17 protein-coding genes and 1 tRNA gene are annotated in these 22,221 nt (G+C 55.1%); 2 read left to right on the forward strand and 16 right to left on the reverse strand.

Going from position 1 to position 22,221, the window contains the following annotated elements; genetic code table 11:
- The 14 genes from BQ4888_RS06365 to BQ4888_RS06430 all read right to left on the reverse strand — a co-directional run.
- Positions 1-563 (reverse strand): IS66 family transposase (locus BQ4888_RS06365; RefSeq protein ID WP_170232982.1); only part of this gene is annotated, 563 nt, incomplete at its 3' end.
- Positions 564-674: 111 nt separating this feature from the next.
- Positions 675-1,001, reverse strand: a complete 327-nt coding sequence (gene tnpB, locus BQ4888_RS06370) for an IS66 family insertion sequence element accessory protein TnpB (protein WP_140396608.1) — start codon at positions 999-1,001, stop codon at positions 675-677.
- A gap of 3 nt (positions 1,002-1,004) precedes the next feature.
- Positions 1,005-1,286 (reverse strand): IS66 family insertion sequence element accessory protein TnpA, encoded by a 282-nt coding sequence (gene tnpA / locus BQ4888_RS06375; protein ID WP_092055220.1) that lies wholly within the window; start codon positions 1,284-1,286, stop codon positions 1,005-1,007.
- An 854-nt stretch (positions 1,287-2,140) separates the two neighbouring features.
- Positions 2,141-2,896, reverse strand: a complete 756-nt coding sequence (locus BQ4888_RS06380) for a hypothetical protein (RefSeq protein ID WP_092055223.1) — start codon at positions 2,894-2,896, stop codon at positions 2,141-2,143.
- Positions 2,896-4,890, reverse strand: a complete 1,995-nt coding sequence (gene pglZ, locus BQ4888_RS06385; RefSeq protein ID WP_092055226.1) for a BREX-3 system phosphatase PglZ — start codon at positions 4,888-4,890, stop codon at positions 2,896-2,898. The genes BQ4888_RS06380 and pglZ overlap by 1 nt, the downstream gene beginning before the upstream one ends.
- The gene (locus BQ4888_RS06390) at positions 4,887-7,796 is read right to left on the reverse strand and encodes a DEAD/DEAH box helicase (RefSeq protein ID WP_092055229.1); all 2,910 of its coding nucleotides are present in this window, start codon (positions 7,794-7,796) and stop codon (positions 4,887-4,889) included. Before BQ4888_RS06390 ends, pglZ begins: the two co-directional genes overlap by 4 nt.
- On the reverse strand, positions 7,793-8,482 hold the full coding sequence (locus BQ4888_RS06395) for an RNA ligase family protein (RefSeq protein WP_205748053.1): 690 nt from the start codon (positions 8,480-8,482) through the stop codon (positions 7,793-7,795). The genes BQ4888_RS06390 and BQ4888_RS06395 overlap by 4 nt, the downstream gene beginning before the upstream one ends.
- Before the next feature lie 8 nt (positions 8,483-8,490).
- Positions 8,491-9,018, reverse strand: a complete 528-nt coding sequence (locus BQ4888_RS06400) for a hypothetical protein (protein WP_092055232.1) — start codon at positions 9,016-9,018, stop codon at positions 8,491-8,493.
- The gene (locus BQ4888_RS06405) at positions 9,015-10,415 is read right to left on the reverse strand and encodes an AAA family ATPase (protein ID WP_092055235.1); all 1,401 of its coding nucleotides are present in this window, start codon (positions 10,413-10,415) and stop codon (positions 9,015-9,017) included. Before BQ4888_RS06405 ends, BQ4888_RS06400 begins: the two co-directional genes overlap by 4 nt.
- 2 nt (positions 10,416-10,417) lie before the next feature.
- Positions 10,418-13,207, reverse strand: a complete 2,790-nt coding sequence (locus BQ4888_RS06410) for a DNA methyltransferase (protein WP_092055239.1) — start codon at positions 13,205-13,207, stop codon at positions 10,418-10,420.
- On the reverse strand, positions 13,204-13,593 hold the full coding sequence (locus BQ4888_RS06415; RefSeq protein WP_092055242.1) for a four helix bundle protein: 390 nt from the start codon (positions 13,591-13,593) through the stop codon (positions 13,204-13,206). Before BQ4888_RS06415 ends, BQ4888_RS06410 begins: the two co-directional genes overlap by 4 nt.
- 4 nt (positions 13,594-13,597) lie before the next feature.
- On the reverse strand, positions 13,598-17,401 hold the full coding sequence (locus BQ4888_RS06420; RefSeq protein WP_092055244.1) for a DUF6079 family protein: 3,804 nt from the start codon (positions 17,399-17,401) through the stop codon (positions 13,598-13,600).
- Positions 17,388-17,912: a BREX-3 system P-loop-containing protein BrxF gene (gene brxF / locus BQ4888_RS06425; RefSeq protein WP_092055247.1), complete on the reverse strand. Its 525-nt coding sequence runs from the start codon at positions 17,910-17,912 to the stop codon at positions 17,388-17,390. The genes BQ4888_RS06420 and brxF overlap by 14 nt, the downstream gene beginning before the upstream one ends.
- Positions 17,913-17,921: 9 nt before the next feature.
- Positions 17,922-18,134, reverse strand: coding sequence for a helix-turn-helix domain-containing protein (locus BQ4888_RS06430; protein ID WP_092055250.1), 213 nt, complete (start codon positions 18,132-18,134; stop codon positions 17,922-17,924).
- A 425-nt stretch (positions 18,135-18,559) separates the two neighbouring features.
- Between BQ4888_RS06430 and mobI the strand changes: the two genes are divergently transcribed.
- A complete protein-coding gene (mobI, locus tag BQ4888_RS06435) occupies positions 18,560-19,135 on the forward strand; it encodes a conjugative transfer protein MobI(A/C) (protein WP_092055253.1) in 576 nt (191 codons plus the stop codon).
- A 57-nt stretch (positions 19,136-19,192) separates the two neighbouring features.
- Positions 19,193-19,459, forward strand: coding sequence for a hypothetical protein (locus BQ4888_RS06440; protein ID WP_092055257.1), 267 nt, complete (start codon positions 19,193-19,195; stop codon positions 19,457-19,459).
- 298 nt (positions 19,460-19,757) lie between these two features.
- On the opposite strand, the gene BQ4888_RS06445 is transcribed toward BQ4888_RS06440, so the two are convergent.
- Positions 19,758-19,833: transfer RNA gene (locus tag BQ4888_RS06445), tRNA-Ala, on the reverse strand.
- A 37-nt stretch (positions 19,834-19,870) separates the two neighbouring features.
- Complete coding sequence (locus BQ4888_RS06450) at positions 19,871-22,183, reverse strand: ATP-binding protein (protein WP_092055260.1); 2,313 nt, start codon at positions 22,181-22,183, stop codon at positions 19,871-19,873.
- Between the last annotated feature and the right edge of the window lie 38 nt (positions 22,184-22,221).

Consider the following 22,221-nt stretch of genomic DNA (forward strand, 5'->3'; position numbering starts at 1 on the left):
ACATCGCTGCGTCGCAACATCTGCGCCTGCCGGTAGAGCGGCAAGTGATCGGCGTACTTGTCCGTTAAAATCGAGGCCAGCAGACTTTCATCCGCCGGACAACGAGCGATGACGCTGTCGGGCAGCGTCGCCGTCAGGATCCCCTGATCGGGGTCTTTGCGGGAGGCGTACTTGGGGCGGACATATTCGATGACAAAGAACTGCTCCGCCTTGCGGGCCAACTTGCGGGTAATCTCCTCGCCGATGCGAACCAGCGGTTCGCCCGTCTCCGCACAGATCTTCTCGTCTTCGGGCAGATCGAGAAGCCGGCGCTCGACGGGCAGATCGTCAGGATAGGAGATCGTGTCGTTGCCCCGGTTCTTAGCGGATTTGTGCCGCTGGTAGCGGATCTCCTCCGTCGCCTCGGCAGCGGGAGCCGCCACTATCTCGGCTTCGGCGAAGGGCAGACTCTGCTGCCCGAGGTCGGCCACGATCCGCTCACTTTTGGCGCCGAACAGCTGCTTCTTCAACCAGGATAACTGCTCTTGCAGCAGGGCAATCTGCGCGCTTTGCTGCTCGATCAATTGCGCCTGCCGGCGAACCAGATCCTGCAGATTATCGGTGAGTTTTGACGAGGTTAACATGCCGGAAATATAGCATGTTTGCCCCTGTTTTCGAAGCCAAAAGAGCCCACATTATAAGGAAAAACGCCGGCTTAAGCGCTTCGGAACGATCCCTTCCAAAAGCAGGACAAACTGCTGTCGGGTCAGTTCCCGGCGGCCGGGAAAGCAGTCCGGAAAGGTGCCCTGCTCCAACCGCTTGTACCAGATGGCGAAACCGTCGCCCTCCCAGGCCAGGATCTTGATCAGATTCCGGCGGCGGTTGAGGAACAGAAACAGCGAGCCGGTCAGAAGCTTTCCGGGGAAAGCGGCCTCGACCAGGGCGCTCAGCCCCTCGAAGCTCTTGCGCATGTCGACCGCCTGGTCGTACAACAGAATCGGCTGACAGCCCGTGGGACGCACCGGTTACACCGCTCGCAAAACCGACAGCACATCCCGCAGCAACTCAGGATCGAATCCGCGCTCGATATGCAGGGTCATGCCGTTGCAGGAAAGAAGCAGCGACGAGGGCCCGAGGGTCAGCTCGACAAAGCGACCTGCCTTCTCCTGTTTCGGCCCCAGGCGCTTGCGCCAGTAGATGAAGCGATAGTAGCTTTCTTCATGATGCCGGCACCAGGCGGCGATGCTCTGGCCGCTCTCGCGCCAGGCGGTAATTTTATCTGTCCATTCCTGCTTCAGGTCCGGCATCGGACAACCTCCTTGGGAGAAATACCATGGAGGCCAGCTTAGCCGACGCCTGCAGGCTCAACAAGATGGCTACGGTTGACGCTTACCTGGAGAACGACTAAGTCGCATTTGGCGTTTCTCGATCCCTCCCGGTTTTCTCAAATGCGAGATAGTCGACCTGGAGAACGACTGAGTCGCATTTCGGGCATATCGACCACCACCCGAAAAAAGTCGAACTCAAAAGAGGGAGATTCAATGGACGAAAGGCCAAGGTGGCGTAAATCAACAAGAAAACGGACTGGGGAGGGCGCTGCGGACCTAACATCATAGGTATAGTATGGGCGACAATTCGGCTCGTTTGATCCCCACCGAATCGCGGGCGGGCTGAAACACACTTGGACCCTTCCGTAGGCCCCTTATGCGGAAATCGATAGTCGAGTACCTAACATAATAAGCAGAATTACTTTCAAAAACCGAACGAGTGTTTGGTATGAATTGTGGTTTGGCACTTTGACCATTCAATTTTTAAAAAAAAGAGACTTAAAGTACCTAACATAATAGAGAAAAAGTTATTAAAAAACTTAACATGTTAAGTACCGTAAAATTAATGGAAATTGTGCGGAATGTTTGGTAATTAAACTATATGTTCCGAACAGATAGTAGTTAGGTAAATTCATGCAGAAAATATAATTCACATGTAATCTATTTTTTATAGATCGGAACGAATTTTTTTGACCAATAAAATAGCTTTTGGATTGCACAATCCAACGTGTTTTCATCTTGAAAATAATCATGGCGATTAATGGGCGGATTTTTTAGACGTGGACGACACAATCATCTGACCCCTGGGAAATAGAAAAGGTAAGAGCACTTGGTCAACCATCTTTCAACTTCAACAGTTCGTCGTCCAGTCCATAGCGAACTACGTCGATACGCTCGCTGCGCTGGGAGACAAAATCACCGGTCATCACTGGGAGCTGAAACGGGAAGAATGCCGGGTTGTTCAGGAGCAGCCCCAATGCACCCCTGGCCTCAGGGGTGGCCAAAAGTGCGGACTCGAACATCAGGATGGCCAGGTTGGGCTCGGCAATGCTCACCGGGGCAGCTTTCTCATAGCAGCCCTTGGCATCAACATCCTGCAGCACCCCCCATGCCACAAATGACCGCAATACATAACGACCATATCGAAAAACCGTCTGCCGATCGCCATACTGTTCCTTGAGCCGGTTGATGATCTGCGCCTGGGTCACCTGATCCTGCAAGGCCAGCAAACGGCCGGTCTGGCGGGCCACGTTGAACCAGAACGGATAGACCGCCGAGATCATCCCCCAGTGAACCGCCAGGGCCATGGACGGGTTTTCCCGCAGAAACGCCAGCGAGGCATCCCGGAACGGGATCAACTCGGGGTCAGGAGAGACCCAGATCTTCATCAGGTTGTTGACCACGAAGGTCCGGGTCTGATCGCTTCGCTCGCCCTCTGAGCCGTTGCCTTTTCTGTCCGCGAGGAACTCATGCAGCTCCTGGCGGATGGCTTTGGCGTCGAGCCCCGCCAGCAGCAGATTGGCTGCCTTCTGCATCCACTCGAAACGAATCGCCTGCTTGATGCCAATGGCTTCGTGTCTTTTGCCCATCACCGTGTTCTCCTTTCAAACTTCACAAGGGGCACGATGACTTCTTCGATGGCTACACCGCCGTGACCTACGATGGCATCTCCCGGGTTCACGAATGCGTCGCGGCCACCGGCCACCAGAGGGAAATAATTTGCCGGCAATCCAACTGGCTGCCACTCGTGGGCAAACGGGAAGGCCCCAGCTACCTGAGCGCGGAGTTCCGGCGTGGGATAGACACGAACACGCTCGCCGCGAGTTTCGGCAATCACACCCTCAGACGGGCGGCCTTTGCCTTCGCATTGGATGTTGCCGTGATCGGCCGTCAGCCAGACCTCATAGCCGTAATCCAACAGTTGGCCGACCAGCGCGGAAAGAAACCCGGCATGGCACCACTGCTTGATCTGGTTGTGCATCCCGGCCGAGCCGAGTTGCATGCCGTGCATGATCTTGTCGACCTTGTCCACGACCAGCCCCACCACCTTGGTCTTCCCGGGATTGATCAAGGAGTCGAGGATGCCCGCAGCATCTCCGTCGCCGAGGCCGCGATGGTAAGCGACATCCAACCGGGACAGATCATGGCCTTCCCAGAACTGCTTCCAGAGTTTCTCTTCGCTGTTGGTCGAGTTGATGGATGACGGGAAATAGAGCGGCGGCTTGCCCGAGAAGATCGATTGCCGCGATACCGAGGTGAGCGTCGGAATCCAGGCGAAGGTCGCGGATTCGCGCATGACCAGATTGCCGTCCTGCTTTTGAAGAAGCTGGCGGATGGTCACCCACTGATCGAGGGCCAGACCATCGACCACGATCAGCGCGGCACGGCAGCTACCGGAGTCCTCGATATCCCGAGCCAGGCGGCGCGGCACATGGTGCAGCATGGCCGGATTGGTCGGCGGCAAGTTGATCAGACTGGAGTAGTGGTCGGCCAGCCAACCGGCAAAGGTCGTGTTCAGTGTGTCGCCGATTTCCCTGAGTCGGGTCTGATACTCGGCGCTGTTGCCACAATGAACCAGCGAAGAGAGTTCGGCCCATTTCAGTGCGAAGGCGGTCCAGATCGAGTAACGGGCCTCCGCAGTGGGCAGTTCCTTCTCGACAAGGCCAAACAGGCGGGAGATCCGTAGCTCGTCATCGTCCACGCCGGACGTGGCGATACCGCTTCGGACCCAGGACCCGGCATCCACTTGAATGCCCTTGGCCGGGACAGGGGTGAGTTTCCCCTCCAGGAACAGGTTGTCGATGTAGACCTTGATGTCCTGATGGTCGAACGGCAGGTGATCAGGGCCGGGATACTTGAGCCCGTATTCAGGCGAATCTTCCCATGCCTTGTTGGCGCTACCCAGCCTGGAAAGAAATAGCGGCCAGCGTTCCTGTAAAAAGGCGAAGAAGGCCTCATCGTCCGGAACGATCTCGGAGAGCGGCCAGGCTTTGAACCCATCATGGCCTTTGAGAACCTGGATGAGCCGCTCGGCCAGCATCAGCGGGATTTGGAGCTTGCCGTAGTGCAGGCGCAGCAAGGCGCGAAACAACTCCACCTCGTTGGCAATAAGTTCCGCCGCAATGCCGAACACATGACGGAGAATGAAATCCTTGGTGGCGTTGTCGCCCATGCGATCCGATGGCGACTTACGCTGGGCCTCGAACAGCGCGTCCAACAGGCTTCGGTCGAGCTTCTCGATGACCGGATAGCTCAGGTTGGGGAAGAGATCCCCCAGGTTGAACGACAGCTTGCGACCCGCCTGGAGCAGGTCGTAGGGCAGGGATTCCAGCTCGGCATCCTGCAAGCGGAGAATCACCACCAGGTCGGTATGTTCGCCTTGATCCCAGATCGAGCGGTACTTGGACTCATAGGCATATCTGAATTCGACCGGGTCACTGAACTCGATCAGCTCGAACCCACGCTCCCGAAGCCCCAGCGCCAGTTTTTCCTCGGTCAGCAGACCATCCGGGTCCGCGACCAGGGTCAGCTTGCTGACGTTGGGGACGAAGTCATTCAGGATAGCGTCTCGCCAGCTACTCATTGAACGCCTCCCTTGACGATGCGCAGCATCAGCAGCGACCGGATTTCCGGTACGATCTGCCGCGCTGATTGCAGTTCATGCCGCCACTCAGTTTCCTCGGCAGCGCAGCGGGCCAGACGGTACTGGCGCACTTCGGGCAGCCCCACCCGCTCGATGGCCTTCCGCCGTGAGGTAAAGGCGACCATGCCGCGCTCCTCTTCCCGGGTCACAGAAGCTATGTGCGCCTGCTGCAGGGCGTCGAACAGCTCCTGTCCGGCCTGTTCGGCAGCAATCTGCAAGCGCTCATGGGCGGTGATGGATTCCTCCTGGCCGAGGGTTGCCTGCACCTGAGTTTCGGCTGTCTGCAGCGCATCCCAGATGTGCCGAGCCGTGGGCAGAAACAGTTTGCCTTCCTCGCTCAGGAACACACTGACATATCCCCGCCGCACCATGGGGATGCGCAGGAGTTGTGTCTTCTGGTGCCTCCCGGCCTGAAGGCGGATCTCAAAGAGACCCCAGAGCCCGGAAATACTGGCTGGCAGTCCGCTTACGGTTACGCAAGGTAAAGGTTGGCCAGCCGCGACCTGCGGCAGGTTCAGGGCAAGGCCACGGACACGGCTGTTTTCGAGATTGAGCAGGGTTGCGTCGGTCAGGCGGTTCGCTTCCCGGGCGTTGAACACGGCTTTGCGATGTTCCTGACCGTCCGGCCAAGTCAGATCCCACCAAGAGCGTTTACGGCCGGCCGTGCCGCCGTGCGAATTGAGATAGCCCACCGTCATCCGCTCCACCCAGTGGGGCAGCGGATGGGAGCGCAGACGCTCAGCCGTCTGCACGTCCGGCTCTTCGGAGATGCCATAGATGGCGGAGGACTCGCGCACCTGCTGAATCTCATCGCGGATTCTGGCCACCGTGTGATCGACGGAGGTTTCGATACCGCCAGGATTAAGGATGGCCGAGGCGAACATATCTTCGAACAGTTCACCGGCCTGGGCGGAGTCAAGCACATCGCCGGTCTTGTCGATGCCGAACTCGTCGAAGATCACCGAGAGCTTCTGCTCCAGCACTTCGCGGACCCGGAACTCGACCGAATCCTCAAACACGAAGTTGATCGCACGCACCGTCTTGGGCTGGCCGATACGATCCACGCGACCGATTCGCTGTTCCAGCCGCATCGGGTTCCAGGGGATGTCGTAGTTGATGATGACATGGGCGAACTGCAGGTTCAGACCCTCACCGCCCGCATCGGTGGAAACCAGCACGCGGTGGGATTTGCGGAAGGCGTCCTGGGCCTGCTTGCGTTCCTCCATATCCATGGAGCCGTTCAGGGTGACCACCGAGATCCCCCGGGCTTCCAGAAACTCCTTCAGCATCTGCTGGGTCGGCACGAACTCGGTGAAGATCAACACCTTCAGGTCCGGCTCGTTTTCCTCGGCCTGCAGTTCGTAGATCCACTCGATCAACGTCTCGGCCTTGGCGTCCGGTCCCGCCTGTTCGCAGCGAACCGCCGCATCCAGCAGGGTCTCCACATGGCTGCCTTCGCTCTGCAGGGCCGACACATGGGATTTCAGCAGCTCATCGAGCAGCTCCTGGCCGTCCATGTCATAAATCAGTTCCGAGGATTGAGGACTGAGGGCTGAGTCTTCCGAATCGAAAAGGGTCTCTGATTTTTCACTCAGTCCTCGTTGCTCAGTCCTCAGCACTTCAAGACGGCGCTCAATCGTCGTCTTGATCGCCCGGGCGCTGGAAACCACCAGGCGCTGCATCAGGATCATCAGGAAGCCGATGTGGCGTTTCTTCTCGCGCAGGGCTTGGTTGTAGCCCTCGCGGACATAATCAGTCACCGCCTCATAGAGGAGTTGCTGCAGGCGATGGCGGCTCTCCCAGGCCACCGGGACCATCTGTGTGCGCCGGGGTTTGAAGAGCGGCTTGCCGTCGGCATCGATGGCCTTGCGTTTTTCGGTGCGGATGACATGCGGTGCCACCCGCTCACGGGAGACGCTGTCCATGTCCGGAAAGGCGTCATCATCCAGCAGGTTCATCAGGCGATGAAAGGCGTCGGTCTTCCCCTGGTGGGGAGTCGCCGAAAGGAGCAGCACATAGGGCGCGGCCTCCGCCAGGCCCTTGCCGAGTTTGTAGCGGGCGACCTGATCGGTGCTGCCGCCCAGCCGATGCGCTTCGTCCACGATCACCAGGTCCCAGCCAGCGGTAATCAGATCCTCGAACCGGCTGCGGTTGTATTCGGCAACGCGCTCGGCGGTCCAGCCGCGTCGCTTGTCCATGGGCTTGACCGAATCCAGAGAGACAATGACCTGATCGAACATCGACCAGGCTGAGTTCCGCTGGTCCGTCCCTGAAGCCAGGCGTTGTAATGTGCCAATGTCGTCGCCCAGCACAAGCTGGAACTGTTCATTGAAATGGGTCTGCATTTCCGCCACCCACTGGGTAGCGATTCCCTTCGGCGAGACGACCAATGTCCGACGCACCAGCCCGCGCAGCTTGAGTTCGCGCATGACCAGCCCGGCCTCGATGGTCTTGCCGAGACCCACTTCGTCGGCCAGCAGGTAGCGCACGCGGTCGCCGGAGATGGCCCGGGACAAGGCGTGGATCTGGTGCGGCAGCGGAATGACGTTGGACTCCATGGGAGCCAGCAGCACATGGCCGTCGATGGCGCTGGTGGAGCCTTCGAGCACCTCGGCCACCTTGGCGGCGGCGGCCACATAAGCAATGCGACCGGCCTCGATCTCCGGCTGCAGATCGGCACTCAGCGGCCGCAAGGCGGAGCGGGGCACGCGCACCACCGCGTCCTGGTTCGGCAACCAGACACGGCACACCGTCTGCCCCCACAAGGTCTGTTCTTCGATGACCTTGCAGGCGCTGTTATGAACGGTGCTGAATTGCCACTTCTGGGCACCACTGGAAGATTTCATTCTTGAACCTCCAGTCTCAACCTGTTTGGCTTGATGACGGAGCGTGACCAGTGCTGCTCCATAGCCTGGATAAACGCCGGACGAACCAGTTTGGCCCGTTGCGCCAGCCAGTCGTCTTGGTCAAATCGAAGATAGATGCCTTCCGCAGGCTGTTCGCTGAGTTTTGATGTCGATAGGAATTTTTGAACTTCCGGGTACGCGAAGTGCCCGAATGCGAGAACAGGAACTTGAGCAACACCCATTTCCGTAAAGAGATCATCCCGGCGCTTTGAAGATAGAAATCGGCCAAATCGTTTGTCATAAACATCGAAACCAAGAAACCAATCTGGCAAACGGTCATAAAAAACCGAGTGCTGAGCATAGCACCATTCCCCGAAGAGTATGAAATGGTCGGAAAGATGCTCAAACAGCGTACAGGCCCGTGGCGTCAACCAATCGCCAAGTTTTTTCCATTGACCAGATCCAGGTAAATGCAGGTATGCGCCCCTGTTCTGTACTCGAATATTTCCTTCCGAATCAAAAGAGATTCCCAAATTCGCGCCATCTACCTTTTCCTCAACAATAAGATTGTGCTGCAAGAATTCACCACGCTCCGATTTCGACAGTACCTTGTCATCCCGGATGTCAACACCAGCCAGCGTTGCCAAATGTGGTGTGGAGGGGAATTTGAAGAAATCTTCTTTCATATATCGCTCTATTCAGCGAACTTCGCATATTTGATCTTCGTATATTCAGGGCAAAGGAAATTAACGGTAATACCTACTTTCTCCAAGGAGTCCTTCCATCCCCACCATTTGTTGTCGGTTGCCTGCAGAATTGGCGGCTTATCCTTATGTGCATTTGCGGCAGCAACAAACTTACGATCCGATTTATCGAAATTTTCCAGTCCGTCGTGATCTGGGAACTCATCGTATGAATCACCGGTTTTTGTGATGGTCACTCTATCGCAATATTCTGGATTATGACGGTGGTCGTTCACCCATTTCATAAAAGCATCGCCAATACCAGGTTGACCCTTCATAGAAAGCTGCTGCCGATATTCGTTGAAGATTTCATCCCCCGCATCGACAACCAGGCAACGCTTTTTGATGACATGCTCAACCGCATTAATACATGCGAGCACACACGCTTCGGGTACGTCAGAGTCCGGGTCTGGTTGGTTGGCGAGATTGGCCGTCTTGGGCACATTGGTATCCACCAGACATTTCTTCGGCAGGCTCATTCCGATGCCTCCGCCTTTTCGACTTTCTGCATTCGCTTCTTCATGGCGGCCTTCGCCTGCTCAGTGATGTCACCCATTTCATCACCGAAGAAATTTTCCGGCCAGTTCTGGATGTTGCCAAAGATGTCAATTTGCAGAAGGTCGAGTGTAGGAGGGATCTTGTCAATATTTGCAAAGTAAGCCGACACTTTTTCTTGGGGAACCACGTTCTCGGCAATTCGACGTTGCAACCGCCGCAGAAAATGTTCCGAATGGGTCTCGATGACCAACTGAATATTTCTATCCGTCCCGTTTTCTCTTGAGTTGATCACGTCAATCATCACATCTGCCAAAGCAGATTGCGCACTCGGATGTAAATGAATTTCCGGCTGTTCCATAATGATTATTGAACCGGGAGGTGCGTAAAAACATTGAACCAGAACCGGTAGTACCTGTGAGATGCCAAACCCGACATCGGGAAGATCTACCCAGTCTTTTGATCCTTTTGTTTGGACATTGACTTCATATTCCTGGCGATTTTCAGCAATTTTTTTAACCCTGAAGCTATCAATTAGCCCCATGGATTTTAGGCTTGCGGCAATTATTTCCTCGAAAGGTTTGGTAAGCTTTTTATATCCGAGGCTAATTTTTCTGTTTTTGCTTGCAAGAAGGGCCGCGATGGTAAGTTCACCTGAATAACCAACACTTTCAGGTGTAATACCGCCCCAAGTGTAGAGTCTTTCCGTTTTGATTCTTAATGGCCCGAGATAGCATATCGACTTAAATAGCTTTTCTTGGGCGAGATTCAGATCTTGGACAAATTCCGAGTTTTTATAGTAGTTGACCACTTCATCAGGGAATCCATAAAAACGTACTGGTGGACTTGGATACCAGACTCTGCCCGGGTTTCTGATCAATGAATATTGTTCAGAATTGACCTCATATTGACCTGGTTTCTTTGCAGATGGGCTCATCCCAACTTTCAAAACAGATTCTTCGCCTTCCTTTAGGTGGTAATTTAATTCTTCGATTTTTAAACTATCCGAGTCTTTGTCGCCTGCTACCTTTGCAGTAAAGGCGATCGTATCAGCTGTAAAATTAGTCTGTGAAACGGTGTCCCTGAATTTCAATTTTTGAAATGTCTCCCACTCGTATTCAAAGGCGATCTCATTTTCGAGATTCCTTTGATAGACCATCTCGCGAAACGACCCCAGCTGAACGACACTGTTTTTACCACCTGGATAAAAAATAGCCTTGCGATCCTGTGATTCAGCTGTTTGTTTCAGCATCATCAGGAACTGACCAATGCTGGATTTTCCGGAGCTGTTTGCGCCGAAGATCAAAGAAATAGGGGCCAGGCGAATGGTGCCGGTATCCTTCCATCCTTTGAAGTTCTGTATTCGTAACTGTTTGAGCATAACTATTCCCCTCCCATCCGAGTTACCGCCTGGTCGTACCACATGAGCAGTTTGGGGTCTTCTTCGAGGACGTTGTTGGGGATCTTGTCGGCCACGGCGACGATAACGGCGTAGTCGCGTTCCTGCCAGGCTTTCTTGAATCCGGCGCGGACAGCTTCCAGGCGGAAGACCTTGAGTTTCTTTTTGACCTCTTTGTATTCCTCGAACTCCTTGAGCAGTGCCTTCTCGCGCAGTTTCTCCAAATCGCCTGCCTTGTTGGGATCGGGCACGAACCAGCGGTCGCGGGCCTTGGCGACCAAGGTCGGGTCGTCCTTGGGCAGGTTGCGCAGCTCTTTCCAGTTGGTGGAGAGGTAGGCGTGGATCTGCTCGGGCACGGGGCCTTTACCGTCGTAGCAGAGGAAGTTCTGGTTCAGTAGTTCGCGCAGATCGAGCTGGGCCTCGTTCTTACTCCAGCCACCGAGCTGCTGCATGAACTGCGGATTGATGTCGGAGAAAGTCTGCGGTTTCTCCCTAATGAGCTGGCGCAGCCACTGGATCGACGATGCCTCATCGCAAACGAACATGGCCATTTGTGTCAATTCGCCTGAGGTCATTTTTTTACGGTCGTATTCGGCCACCTGGTCTGGCAGGAAGTACATGCCGTCACGCTCGATGAAGCGCTGCGCCAGACCGATCTGGAACTCCTGACTGGAGATCGGCACGGGATAGCCCTTACGGACGTAATAAGCCACCATCTGGTCAAACAGGATGCGGGGATCACGTTCGGAGACAAACTGCAGCGAGGCTCCCTGTTGCTTAATTACCGGCAGATACTGCAAATGCGTACGGACAAAATCCCACACGCCTTCTTCGGTTTGTGCCTCTTTCTGGAAACGCTCTTCAAAACCGCCATTGGGTTTGTAGGCTGAGATAACGAGGTCTTGTTTGACGGCTGTAGTAGTTGTTATAGAAATGAAGCTACCTTTCTTTTTATCCAAGACTGATACATTTGCCACTACAAAACCAGCATCGGTAAGAGCGTTTTGAATAGCGTTCCATACAGCTGCCTTACTGTTAGAAAATTCAACCGTCATCCAGCGCCCTGGCTTTAGTACTCTGAATGCCTCTGAAAAACATGAGGTCATCAATACTCTATAGTCATGAAGATCTTTTTTCTGCCCTTTGTCTTCAATGGCTTCCTTTTCTCTGTGTGTAATTACCCCCAACCAAGATTCCCAAATAAAGTTGAGTTCGGCATAGTTTAAATTTGCACCGAAGGGTGGATCGAAAAATAAATAATCAATCGAACAGTCCGGCATATTTATGGATGTAGATGATTGGGTCGTTATTATCGATGTTTGTTTCTTGGACTTGAACGCCTCTACGTGCTTTTTAAGTGCCTGTTTGAGCATTTGAATGACGTTTAAATCTTTAACCAAGGAAGGAAGATACAAGGTGCCACTCGTAGGTCCACCGCCAGCTCCCCAAACCCCAGCTTGATATGTCAAGCCGTATCGTTTATTAATTCGAAAGGCAACAGCAGAAAGAATGTTCCAGTATATGGATGATGATGCTTTGCTCCTGTAAGTTGCCAGGGAAGCGAGCGTGCTCTTGTAATAAAAATGGTGTACGTGCGTGATACCATTCGGATCATTGCGTCTTGTTTCTCTGCCCTCAATCATTCGGTCAGTTGGATGCCATTTAGCTAATGGCATCTTCAGAATTTTTTCAATCTTAATCAGATCGGATTGATCTGGTTCTTTTTGACACCGCGTTGTCCCGACAGAATAGTTGATAAGAACAGGAACCTGCTTTGCTTGACGAATGGAATCATTCAGAGATTCGTCATAAATGGTTGACCAAGCCCTATCCAAACTTCTTTTGTTCAATGCGGCTTTACAATGACTACATGAAAATTCATCAAGAACTTTTCCTCCATTAATGTCTACAGCTTCATGCCAAAAGACGATTTCGTTAGCACATTCCGGACATACAAATACATCTGACCAAACGATGTAGTTTATTTTTCCTTTCCTTCCGTCAGAATGGATTGTTTCATACATCCAGCCGCACTCTTTCTCAACCTCGCGTATAATCCGTTTGGCTTCTTTCTCGAAGGCGGATGAATTTATTGGTGAATTGTAATTGTATGCAATAAAGGTTGCGGCTGGAGAGAGATCATTCTGAATTGTCCAACGTGGACCTAATTTGGAAAATTCCCGCCAAACCTTTTTTCCATTCTCGTCTATTTCTTCCTGCAAAATAATGCCGTCTGGTTTGACTTGGTATCCAAGCGAAATAACCTCATCTCTATCACCACACAATTGAGATGCAACACCAGTCATTCCTGTACCGCAAAAGCCGTCAAATACAATATCTCCTGGCTGGGTGTAACGCAGCAGATAGCGCATTATTGCCTTGTGCGGAACCTTTGTGTGGTATGGGTGCATTTTATAGAGGGGGTCATATTTTCCCTCACTTACATCAGCCGCAAAAGGCTCACGGTGGTAGTGATAGCCTTCAGGCTGCTCCGGCTTCTGCGCCTCCCACTCGGCGATGAAGTCAGCGATCCACGGGTTCGGGCAGGCGGTGTAGTACGGCGGGTCACTCAGGTTCAGGATGTCCTCGTCGCTGCCGATGGGAAAGCCTTCGATCTTGCGGAACTCCGGGTTGCGCAACCGGTCGCGTAGTAGCTCGGTGAAGTGTTGGCGTCGCGCTTCATCACTTGGGAATTCGATGCCGAGACAGGTGACCGGTTGCGGTTCTGTGTTCTGGGTTCTGTGTTCTGAGTTGAAAAGCTCGTCCTGTTTCATTTGTACTTGGCTCCCTTGAAGTCGCTGTTCTGTAAATACCGCAACAGTCCAGCGATCATCCGCGCCGTTGCTTCGGTTTCCGAATAGAGTTTTTGGAATTGATCTTGGTTTATGTAGCCAGCGTCGAGGGCGACGTAGAGTTGGGCTTGCACTTCGGATGCTGAGCCTTTGGCGGTGGATAAGAACTGGATGAACTCCTTGTTACCGCCTCTGCCGAAACCTTCAGCGATGTTGGACATGATTGAGACCGAAGCGCGGCGAATTTGGTCGCGCAGGCCGAAATCACGAGCAAACTGGCCGTCGTTTGACATGGCGTAAATTGCCTTTGTCAGTTCCCGGGCCTTTTGCCAGGCTTCTATGTCCTCGAATCGCTGAAAGCTGCTCATTGCATTACTCCAGTACGATGCGGACTTTGTTCTGGTCTTTGCCTTTAGTCAGGCTGTCCACGTAGTCACTGACTGCTTGCTTGATTTCATTTGGCGTAGATGGTCCAAGGTCGGTGACGATCTTCAGCAAATCGGCTTTCTTAACCGACACCTTCTGCAAACCAGCGAGGATGGTTTTTAAGGTCTGCACAAAATTGCCATCAACCGGGTCGGGCAGTTCCTTTGAATTCATGAACGACTGGATGACCTGCTTGTCATCCTCATGAAGCAGTTCCTTCACGTTTGCCTGAGTCATCGGATCGTCGAGATTGTTCAGCAGGGTCTTCGTCCACTGCTCTATGATCCGATCCAACTGTTCATCCATTTGATCGAGCTGCTTCGAACCAGCAACAAGTAACCCTGAACCAGAAACCCCAATTTCCGCCGCAGGCCGAAATTGGCAATGCGGGCAGATGGGCGAGGCGTCGAGGTTTTGCTCGGTTAGGGCGAAGCAGCTCTTCAGCCCGGCCAGGCGGTTCTGGTAATCGGTGAGCTGCTGCCGGGGCATCAGGTCGATACCGGCCAGTTTGAGCAGGGTTTGCAGGCGCTGATCGTTGAGTAATCCCGCCTTACGCTTGTCGTCGTTCACGCCCAGCCGGGCGCGCGCGTGGAGGGAGATGTATTGGTTGATGTAGTCGCGTTTGAGCTTTTTCAGTTTTTCGCCGACTTCGGACGAAAGGCGCGCGAGTTGCGGGTTCTGAGTTTTGAGTTCCGAGTTGATGGAATCCAAAACATCGCCCCGGATGGCCTTCACTTGATCAACCCAGAGATCCAGTCCTTGGGGTTTTGACTCGGAACCCGTAACCCGGAACTCGGAACCGCGGCTTGCGGAGGCTTCAGCCGTAGCAAGCCAAGCCGCCGTCGGGCTGTGGTCCATGATGAACTCGCGCAGGGCGTCCAGCTCATCCAGGGCCTTCACGGCCTTTTCGTGGGCCAGCACTTCGGGAGCGCTGTAGCGGAAGTTTTTCAGCTTACCCGGCGAGGAGTAGGCCTGGAGCGATTCAAAGAAGCCCTTGGCCTCGTCCAGCCCGCTGGCCTGGCTGGCTAGGTCGGTTCCCGCGAGCAGATCTAGCCCCCAGAAGGAGAGCCCTTCGCGCAGGGTCTGCTGGGTCATGACGATGCGCTTGACGATCTTGCCCACCGCTTGTTGCAGGTTCTGCACCGGCTCGTCCTTGCCCTGGGTGACGAGCTGGGCCATGCCCGGCGTCATGCCGAGCAGTTCGAACAGCGCTTTGAGCGCGGGCAGGTTCCATTCCTTGGGCTGCTCCAGGTGCTTGAAGCGGACCAGCTCGTCCATGCCGGTCGCGGCAAGCTGCTGTAGTCCGGTGGCGTCAAACTTTTTGCCCGGAATGGCGAGCACGATGTCGCCGGAATAGACCAGCGAAGCCAGGATGACCGCCACCCATTCCGGCTCAAGCCGACCACCGCCGGGGTTCATGTATTCCAGCCCGTGGTCGTCCTGGATGATCTCGCTGCGGTTGACTACCTGGCCGTGCCCCTTGGCCTTGACGGTATCGAGAATGAACTTGGTGTACTTCGACTTGTAGGGGTCGATCTTCTCGCCGTCGAGCAGCTCCAGGGCGTCCAGCACGGCGGTGGCCTGCTTGGTGCGGTTTTGCCCAGCGATGGCCCGTAGGGCGTCCTGTGCGGCCTGGGTGCGGTTATTGCCAGTGATCAGGACAGAGAAGAACGGATAGTCCGGGGCCTGGTTCTCAAAGTTTGGAGCAAGGCAAACACCGGCGATGGTGTTGACCAAGTCGCGGAAGTTAATGGTCTCGTGCGGCGATAGGCCAGAGAGATCACGGATGGACTTACCTTTGACCCACTCAACCATGGATTTGGCTCGTCCTTGATAGGTAACCTCGAAGGCATCATTCATGTGTTTTTGTAGCCACTGAACCAGCTTCCTTAGGAAGCCGTTGGCCTTCGATTCATAGGTTGCTTTGGCGTGACCCGATGATGTCGCCGCAAGATCCAAGGCTGCCGCGTAGTTCTTCAACTCGGCCTGGAATTCTTCGTCAGAACCTTTCAGACGGAAAAAAACTTCATCGCTAGTTTTGTCGTCTTTGAAGCGTGGAGGATCATTGGGTTGAATGAAGTAGAGGTAAAAGTCGCGCTGCGGCACAGCTGTAGAACGCTCATTGGGAGCGCCGAAAAAGAGGTAGCCAGATCGAGCTGCCTTGTGCTCTTGCCAGATCAATTCATGTTGCCATATTTTGTATCCAGTCACATAGGTGCTGTCCTGACATTCCATGACTCTCTTGAGCGCCTCATAGTAGAAACGATCGAGTTGAGCCTGCCCCAGGCTTTCGGCCCTTTTTTCGATTAGAGCGTCAAAGTCATCGGTTTTCTTCAAATCAAGATAAAACTGGCGGTTATCGGCATTGAAGGAGATGAACTGGCCGCTGACCGTTTTGTGGATCTCGCGCAGGACCGTTTCCACATGGGTCTGGAGATCCTTGTCGGGCTCGTCGCTGCCCAACTCAGCAATTAGAGGATCAAAAAGACAGAGGCGGTCGCGCAGCTCCTCGGCGGATGCGCCCATGGGGGCATAGATGTCGCCAGTGGTAAGGCGGTGGACGGACAGCGCATGGATCAGGCGCACCGCCATCGGCTTGTATTGCTTGCGGGTGATGGCGTTCTCGATGCGGGATTCCAGAACCTGGCTGCAATCAATGACTGCCCGGATTTCAGGAATGGCGCGGAACGAGGCGTTCTGTTTGAGCGTGTTCCAGTAGCTGTCGAATGCGATCAGGCCGGGCTCATCTTGTGGCACGTCCTTATCGAGAATGCTTTTCATGCCCATGGACAGAGTCTTGAGCACCTCGCGCTTTTCTACCACGGTGACACGCTCGAAGGTGTCGATGTAATCGGGATGCACCGGGAAGAGCCGGACAAACTCGTCCATGCGCTCGTTGAGCCCACCGTAGTATTTGGCGAAAGGCATCAGGTATTCGCGGATTTTGGCCTGCTGTTCGGTGGTTTTCTTGAGCAGACGCTCGGCCACGACAAATTTCACGTCACTGCGGGCAATAAGAACCTGTTCGAAACGATCCTTCACACGACGAATGCTGTCAGCTACAAACGCAAAGCGCGGGCTATCGAAAATAGCTTCCTGAACACCTGCCATAAAACGAAAACGCAAATCTTTGCATACTTCGCCTACTTCACGCAGGAAGTTGAGGTCAAGGATCAGCTCCTGATCCTTACGGGTGCGTAGGTAGTCAAGTAACTCGTCAACAACCAGCAGCAGTCCGTGATCTGGAAAGGCTTCGCCGAACTTGGCCATCATGTCTTCGAAGGCCCGTTTATGGCTGGTGATGGTCCCGACTTCGGGGAACACATACTCCACGCCAAGTTTTTCGAGATGCTCTTCCAGTTCGGCCACCAGGATGTCGCGCAGGGACATGGTGGTGGCACCGATCTCGGTACGGATGACCTTGAACCGACCGGCGATCTGAGCGGCTGCGTCGCGGACACCATCGTTCTTCAGCCCTTCCAGCAGGGAGGCATCTGCGGCAAGGCTGGAGACCACCGACATCAAGTGCGACTTACCGGTGCCGTAATTACCGACCACCAGCAGCCCCTTGTTATCGACCGGGTTGTCGAACTGCATCTGAGGAATGACAAGCTGCGTGAGCCGTTCGGCCATTTCCTCGGAAATGACATAGGTGTTCACGAGGGTGTGCGCGGCGCTCGATTTGTCCGCGTCACGCAACTGAACGACCGACTCGATCGGGTCGAATTGGATTAGATCACCGTATTTCATCTTTACTTCTCCCCCCCTCCATTCTTGAAAGATCAATAGTCGCGCTGCCATCCATGCCCACAATCAGCGCATCGACCGAGTCATAGTTGCGGTACTCGGGATGGCCGGTTTCGGCGTACAACAGCCTCCCTGAATTCATGGTTCCGTTCCACGAAGCGACCACGGTCCGGTTTCTCGAAAGGGCCTGCAGCAGACGCAAGGGATCCTGCTGGAGATCCTTGTCGAAGAGGATCTCGAGATTATCCAGCACCACAGGTGACTGAGGCTGGTCCGCGATCTGGTCGAGGATGCCCGGCAGCCGCAGTGACCGCTGCTTTGCCGTCAGCTCCAGCAGTTCGCCTGAAAGCGCCAGATTGACGTTGATGACGGATGACCCGAACCCCTCGGCAACTTCCCGAAGAACGCCGGTCTTGCCGGAACCGGTCTCCCCCACCAGCAGTACCAGGCGGTGATACAGCCCTTCGGCGGCCTGAAGGGATCGTTTTATCTTGTCGTGAATCGGTTCGGCCATGGTCGCCCCTTACTGCTCGGTGTCCGGCTTGTCGGATTTTTCCGCCGCACCGCCGGAGCGAACCCATGCGTCCACTTCGTCTTGTTTAAATTTCCAGAGTCGGCCCATGCGATGGGCCGGCATGCCGGGCCTGCCAATCCACTTATATACAGTATCTTTGCTGACCCCCAGGTGTTTGCAAATCTCATGAATCGACAGCCAGCGGTTTTCCGAATCAGGCATGGGAGTAACTCCGACCACGGGGAAGATATCGTTGCGGGTGGGAAAATGAAGAGCCCCTCCTATTGAATGAGAACATTTCTAGAGAATGCATTAGCCCACAGGAAAAGGTCAAACTATTTAAGCCGGTTTCATCTGGTTTGACGAGGTTTCGGCCAGGTTCCGGCCGAAACCTGTCCCTCGATTGCCAGCTCATTTCGGAATATCCGCCCCCCCCCTTAACCATCGTCGTCGGCCCCTCCCCAACGGCACCAAAATCGTAAAAAAATGATGACCCTTGGAAAAGGGGCGTTTTAGCCTCCTTTTCGGCAGATGGCTACTTAAGGCGCCGGTGTAGCCTGTTAGCACCGACGGAGAAAAGGAGGACTCGTCGAGTGCTAGTCGGCAAAAGGTGTCGGCGCCAAAACCATACAAACCAGGAGAAAACGATGGAAACGAAAACAAGCGGGAAAAAGAAATCCCCATGGAGGAAGACGGAGACCCTGGAGGCCGAAATGGCAGGACTGGGGGATCGGACGTATGTGGTGAAAGACCTGAATCTGGAGGATTATCTGGAGATCCTCAGCTATCAGGTAGTGGTGCTCAAGCAGCAGGCGGCGTCCTATATCGACCCATATTGGGAAAACCAGATGCGCGAAAATCAGAGGCGCCCGGTAACGGATCGGTCGCAGCTGTCCTGCCGGATCCGGCTCAAAAACGACTCGGTGTACCCCGAATGGTATTGGAATTACTGGGTTTCTGGAACGAATGACAAAGGAGAACCCTGCCGGCGCCCCAAAGGGCAACACATCCGCCGGGGGGGCAAAGGCTACTCGTATCCGATCCAGACCCTGCTCCGCCATTCGCGGGACTGGGAACATGAGATGGTAACAAAAACGGAAGAGGCTTTGACCCATATTCGGCGCCAAAACCACTACTTGGCGAAGGCTAGGCAATCCATCCGCGAGGCCATCAAGTCCTGCGGAGCTCTGGAAAGTCTCGACGAGAGCCGGAAGGACTCGTAGGGCAGCGCATGATGTCCCTAGTTTGAAAACACAACAACCCAATGAAGGGAAATTCTAATGAAAAGAGAGAAAAAACCGCGAAAATGCCTTCCGACGGCGATGCTGGACTTTGACCAGATGGCCGCTAAGTGGGCGAAACCGCTGGTTAAAAGGAGCGATGTGAAAGAATTCAGTTGCGGCTTGATCGCCCCGAAAACGCTCGCAAATTTGGCGGCTCGGGGGGAGGGCCCCCCGTACTACTACGTATCCGGCTATGCCGTTTATCAGACGACCGACCTCACGGACTGGTTCACGGATACTTACGGCCCCTCCCAACTCTCGTAAAAAGACAGACTTATTACCACGTCTATTGTTCACCATTCCTTACCAGGCGTCCTTTCGCGGGACGCCTGTTTTTTGTTTGCCCAGCTGCTGTTAGCGAAAGCATTATTCACGGATTTCCCCGCTGTCAGTATGGCTGGCGACCACAGGAGGGAATCGGAGGGGAAAAAAGGGAAGGGTTGCCTGTCGAAGACTGGGGGTCGGTAGAATCTTGCTACCTATCTTGCAACCCAACCGGGAAAATCGAGCATAAAACAAGAACAGGCACCCACGGAATTAACCGTAAGTGCCTGTTTTTATTTGGTGGAGCTGAGGGGGATCGAACCCCTGACCTACGCATTGCGAACGCGTCGCTCTCCCAGCTGAGCTACAGCCCCAAAACGCGGTAAAGATAATCCAAGCGAACGGAATTTGTCAATGAAAAGCTTCCACGCCGGGGCCAAGAGGTAGGCGTAGGGTGAAGACCGCGCCACCATCTTCGTTGTGGACTTCGATGGTGCCCCGATGCTGCTGCAGGATGCGCTGGCTGATGGCCAGACCGAGGCCGGTCCCCTGTTTTTTCGTGGTGTAGAAAGGGGCGAAGATTTCCTTGAGAACTTCTGGGGGAATGCCGCCGCCGGTGTCTTGGACTTGGACAACCAGCGCCGGCTCGTCGCGCAGATGTCCCAATCCGGCACGGATGCGCAACACCCCACCTTCACCCATGGCGTGTCGGGCATTGTCGATGATATTCATCAAGACCTGCAACAGTTTCTGGTCATCCCCCTGGAATGGTGGCAACGCGCAATCATAATTCAGCTGAACCTGAATGCCGGAACCACGCAGGGCATCGTCCTCCAGAACCAGGGCCTGCTCAATGATCCGCTCGATCCGGCATTCGTTGTAGCAGAGCAACTGTTTCCGGGAAAACCCGAGAATTTCCGAAAGGATCTGCTCCATGCGCCGGGTTTCACGTTGGATGATCTCGCAGTATTCCGCCTCCTTGCTCCCCGGCGTCACCCGCTGCCCGAGACGCTTGGCGAAGCCGCCGATGGGGACTAGCGGGGTTTTGAGTTCATGAGCGATGGAGGCCGCCAGTTCCCCGAGAGCCGCCATCTTTTCTCCCTGGATCAGGCGCTCCTGCGCCTCCCGCAACTCCCGGTTGACCGTTTCCAGGCGCTGCATGAGCATGGAGTTGTCGATGGCGGTACCCGCCTGATGGGCGAAGAGTTCGAGAAAACGCAGGCGGTCGAGGCCAATGGGCTCGCCGCTTTCGCAACTGTCGACGACCAACACACCGAAGGGCCGATCCTTGGTGCGTAGTGGCGCACAGGCGTAGGGGCCCAATTGCAGCTCGGCGGCCAGCGCTGCCCCCGCCGCCGGTTCGGTGCCGGGCTGGGAGACAAAGATGACGCGCCCCTTGAGGACCGCCCGTGCCAGGGCGTTGTCCTCGGCGTCCAGATTGAGGCGCTGGCGCATGACTTTCTGGGAAAAAGGCATTTGCCGCTGGATTTCGCGGATTTCCGGGCTCACTGCGGGCTGCTCCCAGGCCCCGCGCTCGTCGTGGGGGGGGAAGACCAGAGCGGCGCCATCCTGGTCGACGCCAAGCATCCCCTGCAGGGAGCCGCTGCGTTCGTTGACAGTAAAGAGCATGGCACGTTCGAAGCCGCCGCCGGCAGGGATGGTCGCCGTCGACAGGATCAGGTGCATCAGTTCGTTGAGGTTGAGGGTGCTGTGAATTGCCCGGAAGGTCCGGTAGAGGAGGGAAAGTTCCTGGAATTTGAGATCATTTTCCGCCGAGAGGGTTTCCAGCCGCTCGAGGGTCGCCACCCGCTCCAGGGCATGGCCGAGGAGGGAACCGACGGAATGATAAAATTCGCGGCTGGCATGCTTGCTCGCCAGGGGCAGCTCGGCCGGTTCGCGGTCGAAAAAGAGGGTCAGGTTACCCAAGGGGCGCTGTAGAAAGCGCAGGGGCATGATCACCATGCGCAGCGGGGGGGGCTCTCCTCCCGAATCGGCAGGGAGCTCGTCGAAGTAGAGAGGCTCGGCCTGGCGCAGGGCGCGCTGGCCATACTCTTCTTCAAGCTGTTCCAGCCGGGGGCGATATTTACGATAGAGGGAATCGATGCGCAGGGAACTGCTGCCCATGACGGTACCGCCGAGCAATGGGCGCAGAATGACACAGGCGGCCTGGGAATGGCGATGGATGCTCTTGGCGGCGGTGGTCAGCAGTTCCTTGAACTGCTGGGCGTGGGTCAACTGGCGGCCGAGGTCGGAAAGAAACGCCAGCTGCTCCATGCGCCAGCGATCTTCGGCCTGAATAGCGACGTTGCGGGCCAAGGTCGCGAGTTCCTCGGCGACGAGAGCGAGGGTACGTTGGTCCTGTTCAGAGAGCTCGGCATCATCGGCGAGAGTCAGGGCGAGAACGCCAAAATTTTCTTCGCAGCAGAAGACGGGAAGGTACAGGGTCTCGGTCTGGCGCTGGGGTTGACGGGAGGTCAGGGCCTGACCGGGGGGGGAGTCGGCGACTTCCTGGCGGCAGGGGCGAAAGAGCTGGGAGCCGCCGGCATCGATCGATTGCGCAAAATAGCGACCACCGGAGTCGAGCAACAGCAGGGTAACACCGTCTACCGGATAACAGCGCTCCAGGAGCTGAAGAATATCCTTAAAGGCCTGGGGTTGGTCATGGACCGCGCAATGGGCAATGCGGACAACCTTGTAAAGAAGTTCAAAGCCATCGCACTTCATGAACCGTTCTCCCTGGGGCGCGTCATCATTTCATAGGG

The sequence above is a fragment of the Desulfuromonas acetexigens genome, from assembly GCF_900111775.1.
In the GTDB taxonomy this organism is placed as follows: Bacteria; Desulfobacterota; Desulfuromonadia; order Desulfuromonadales; family Trichloromonadaceae; genus Trichloromonas; species Trichloromonas acetexigens.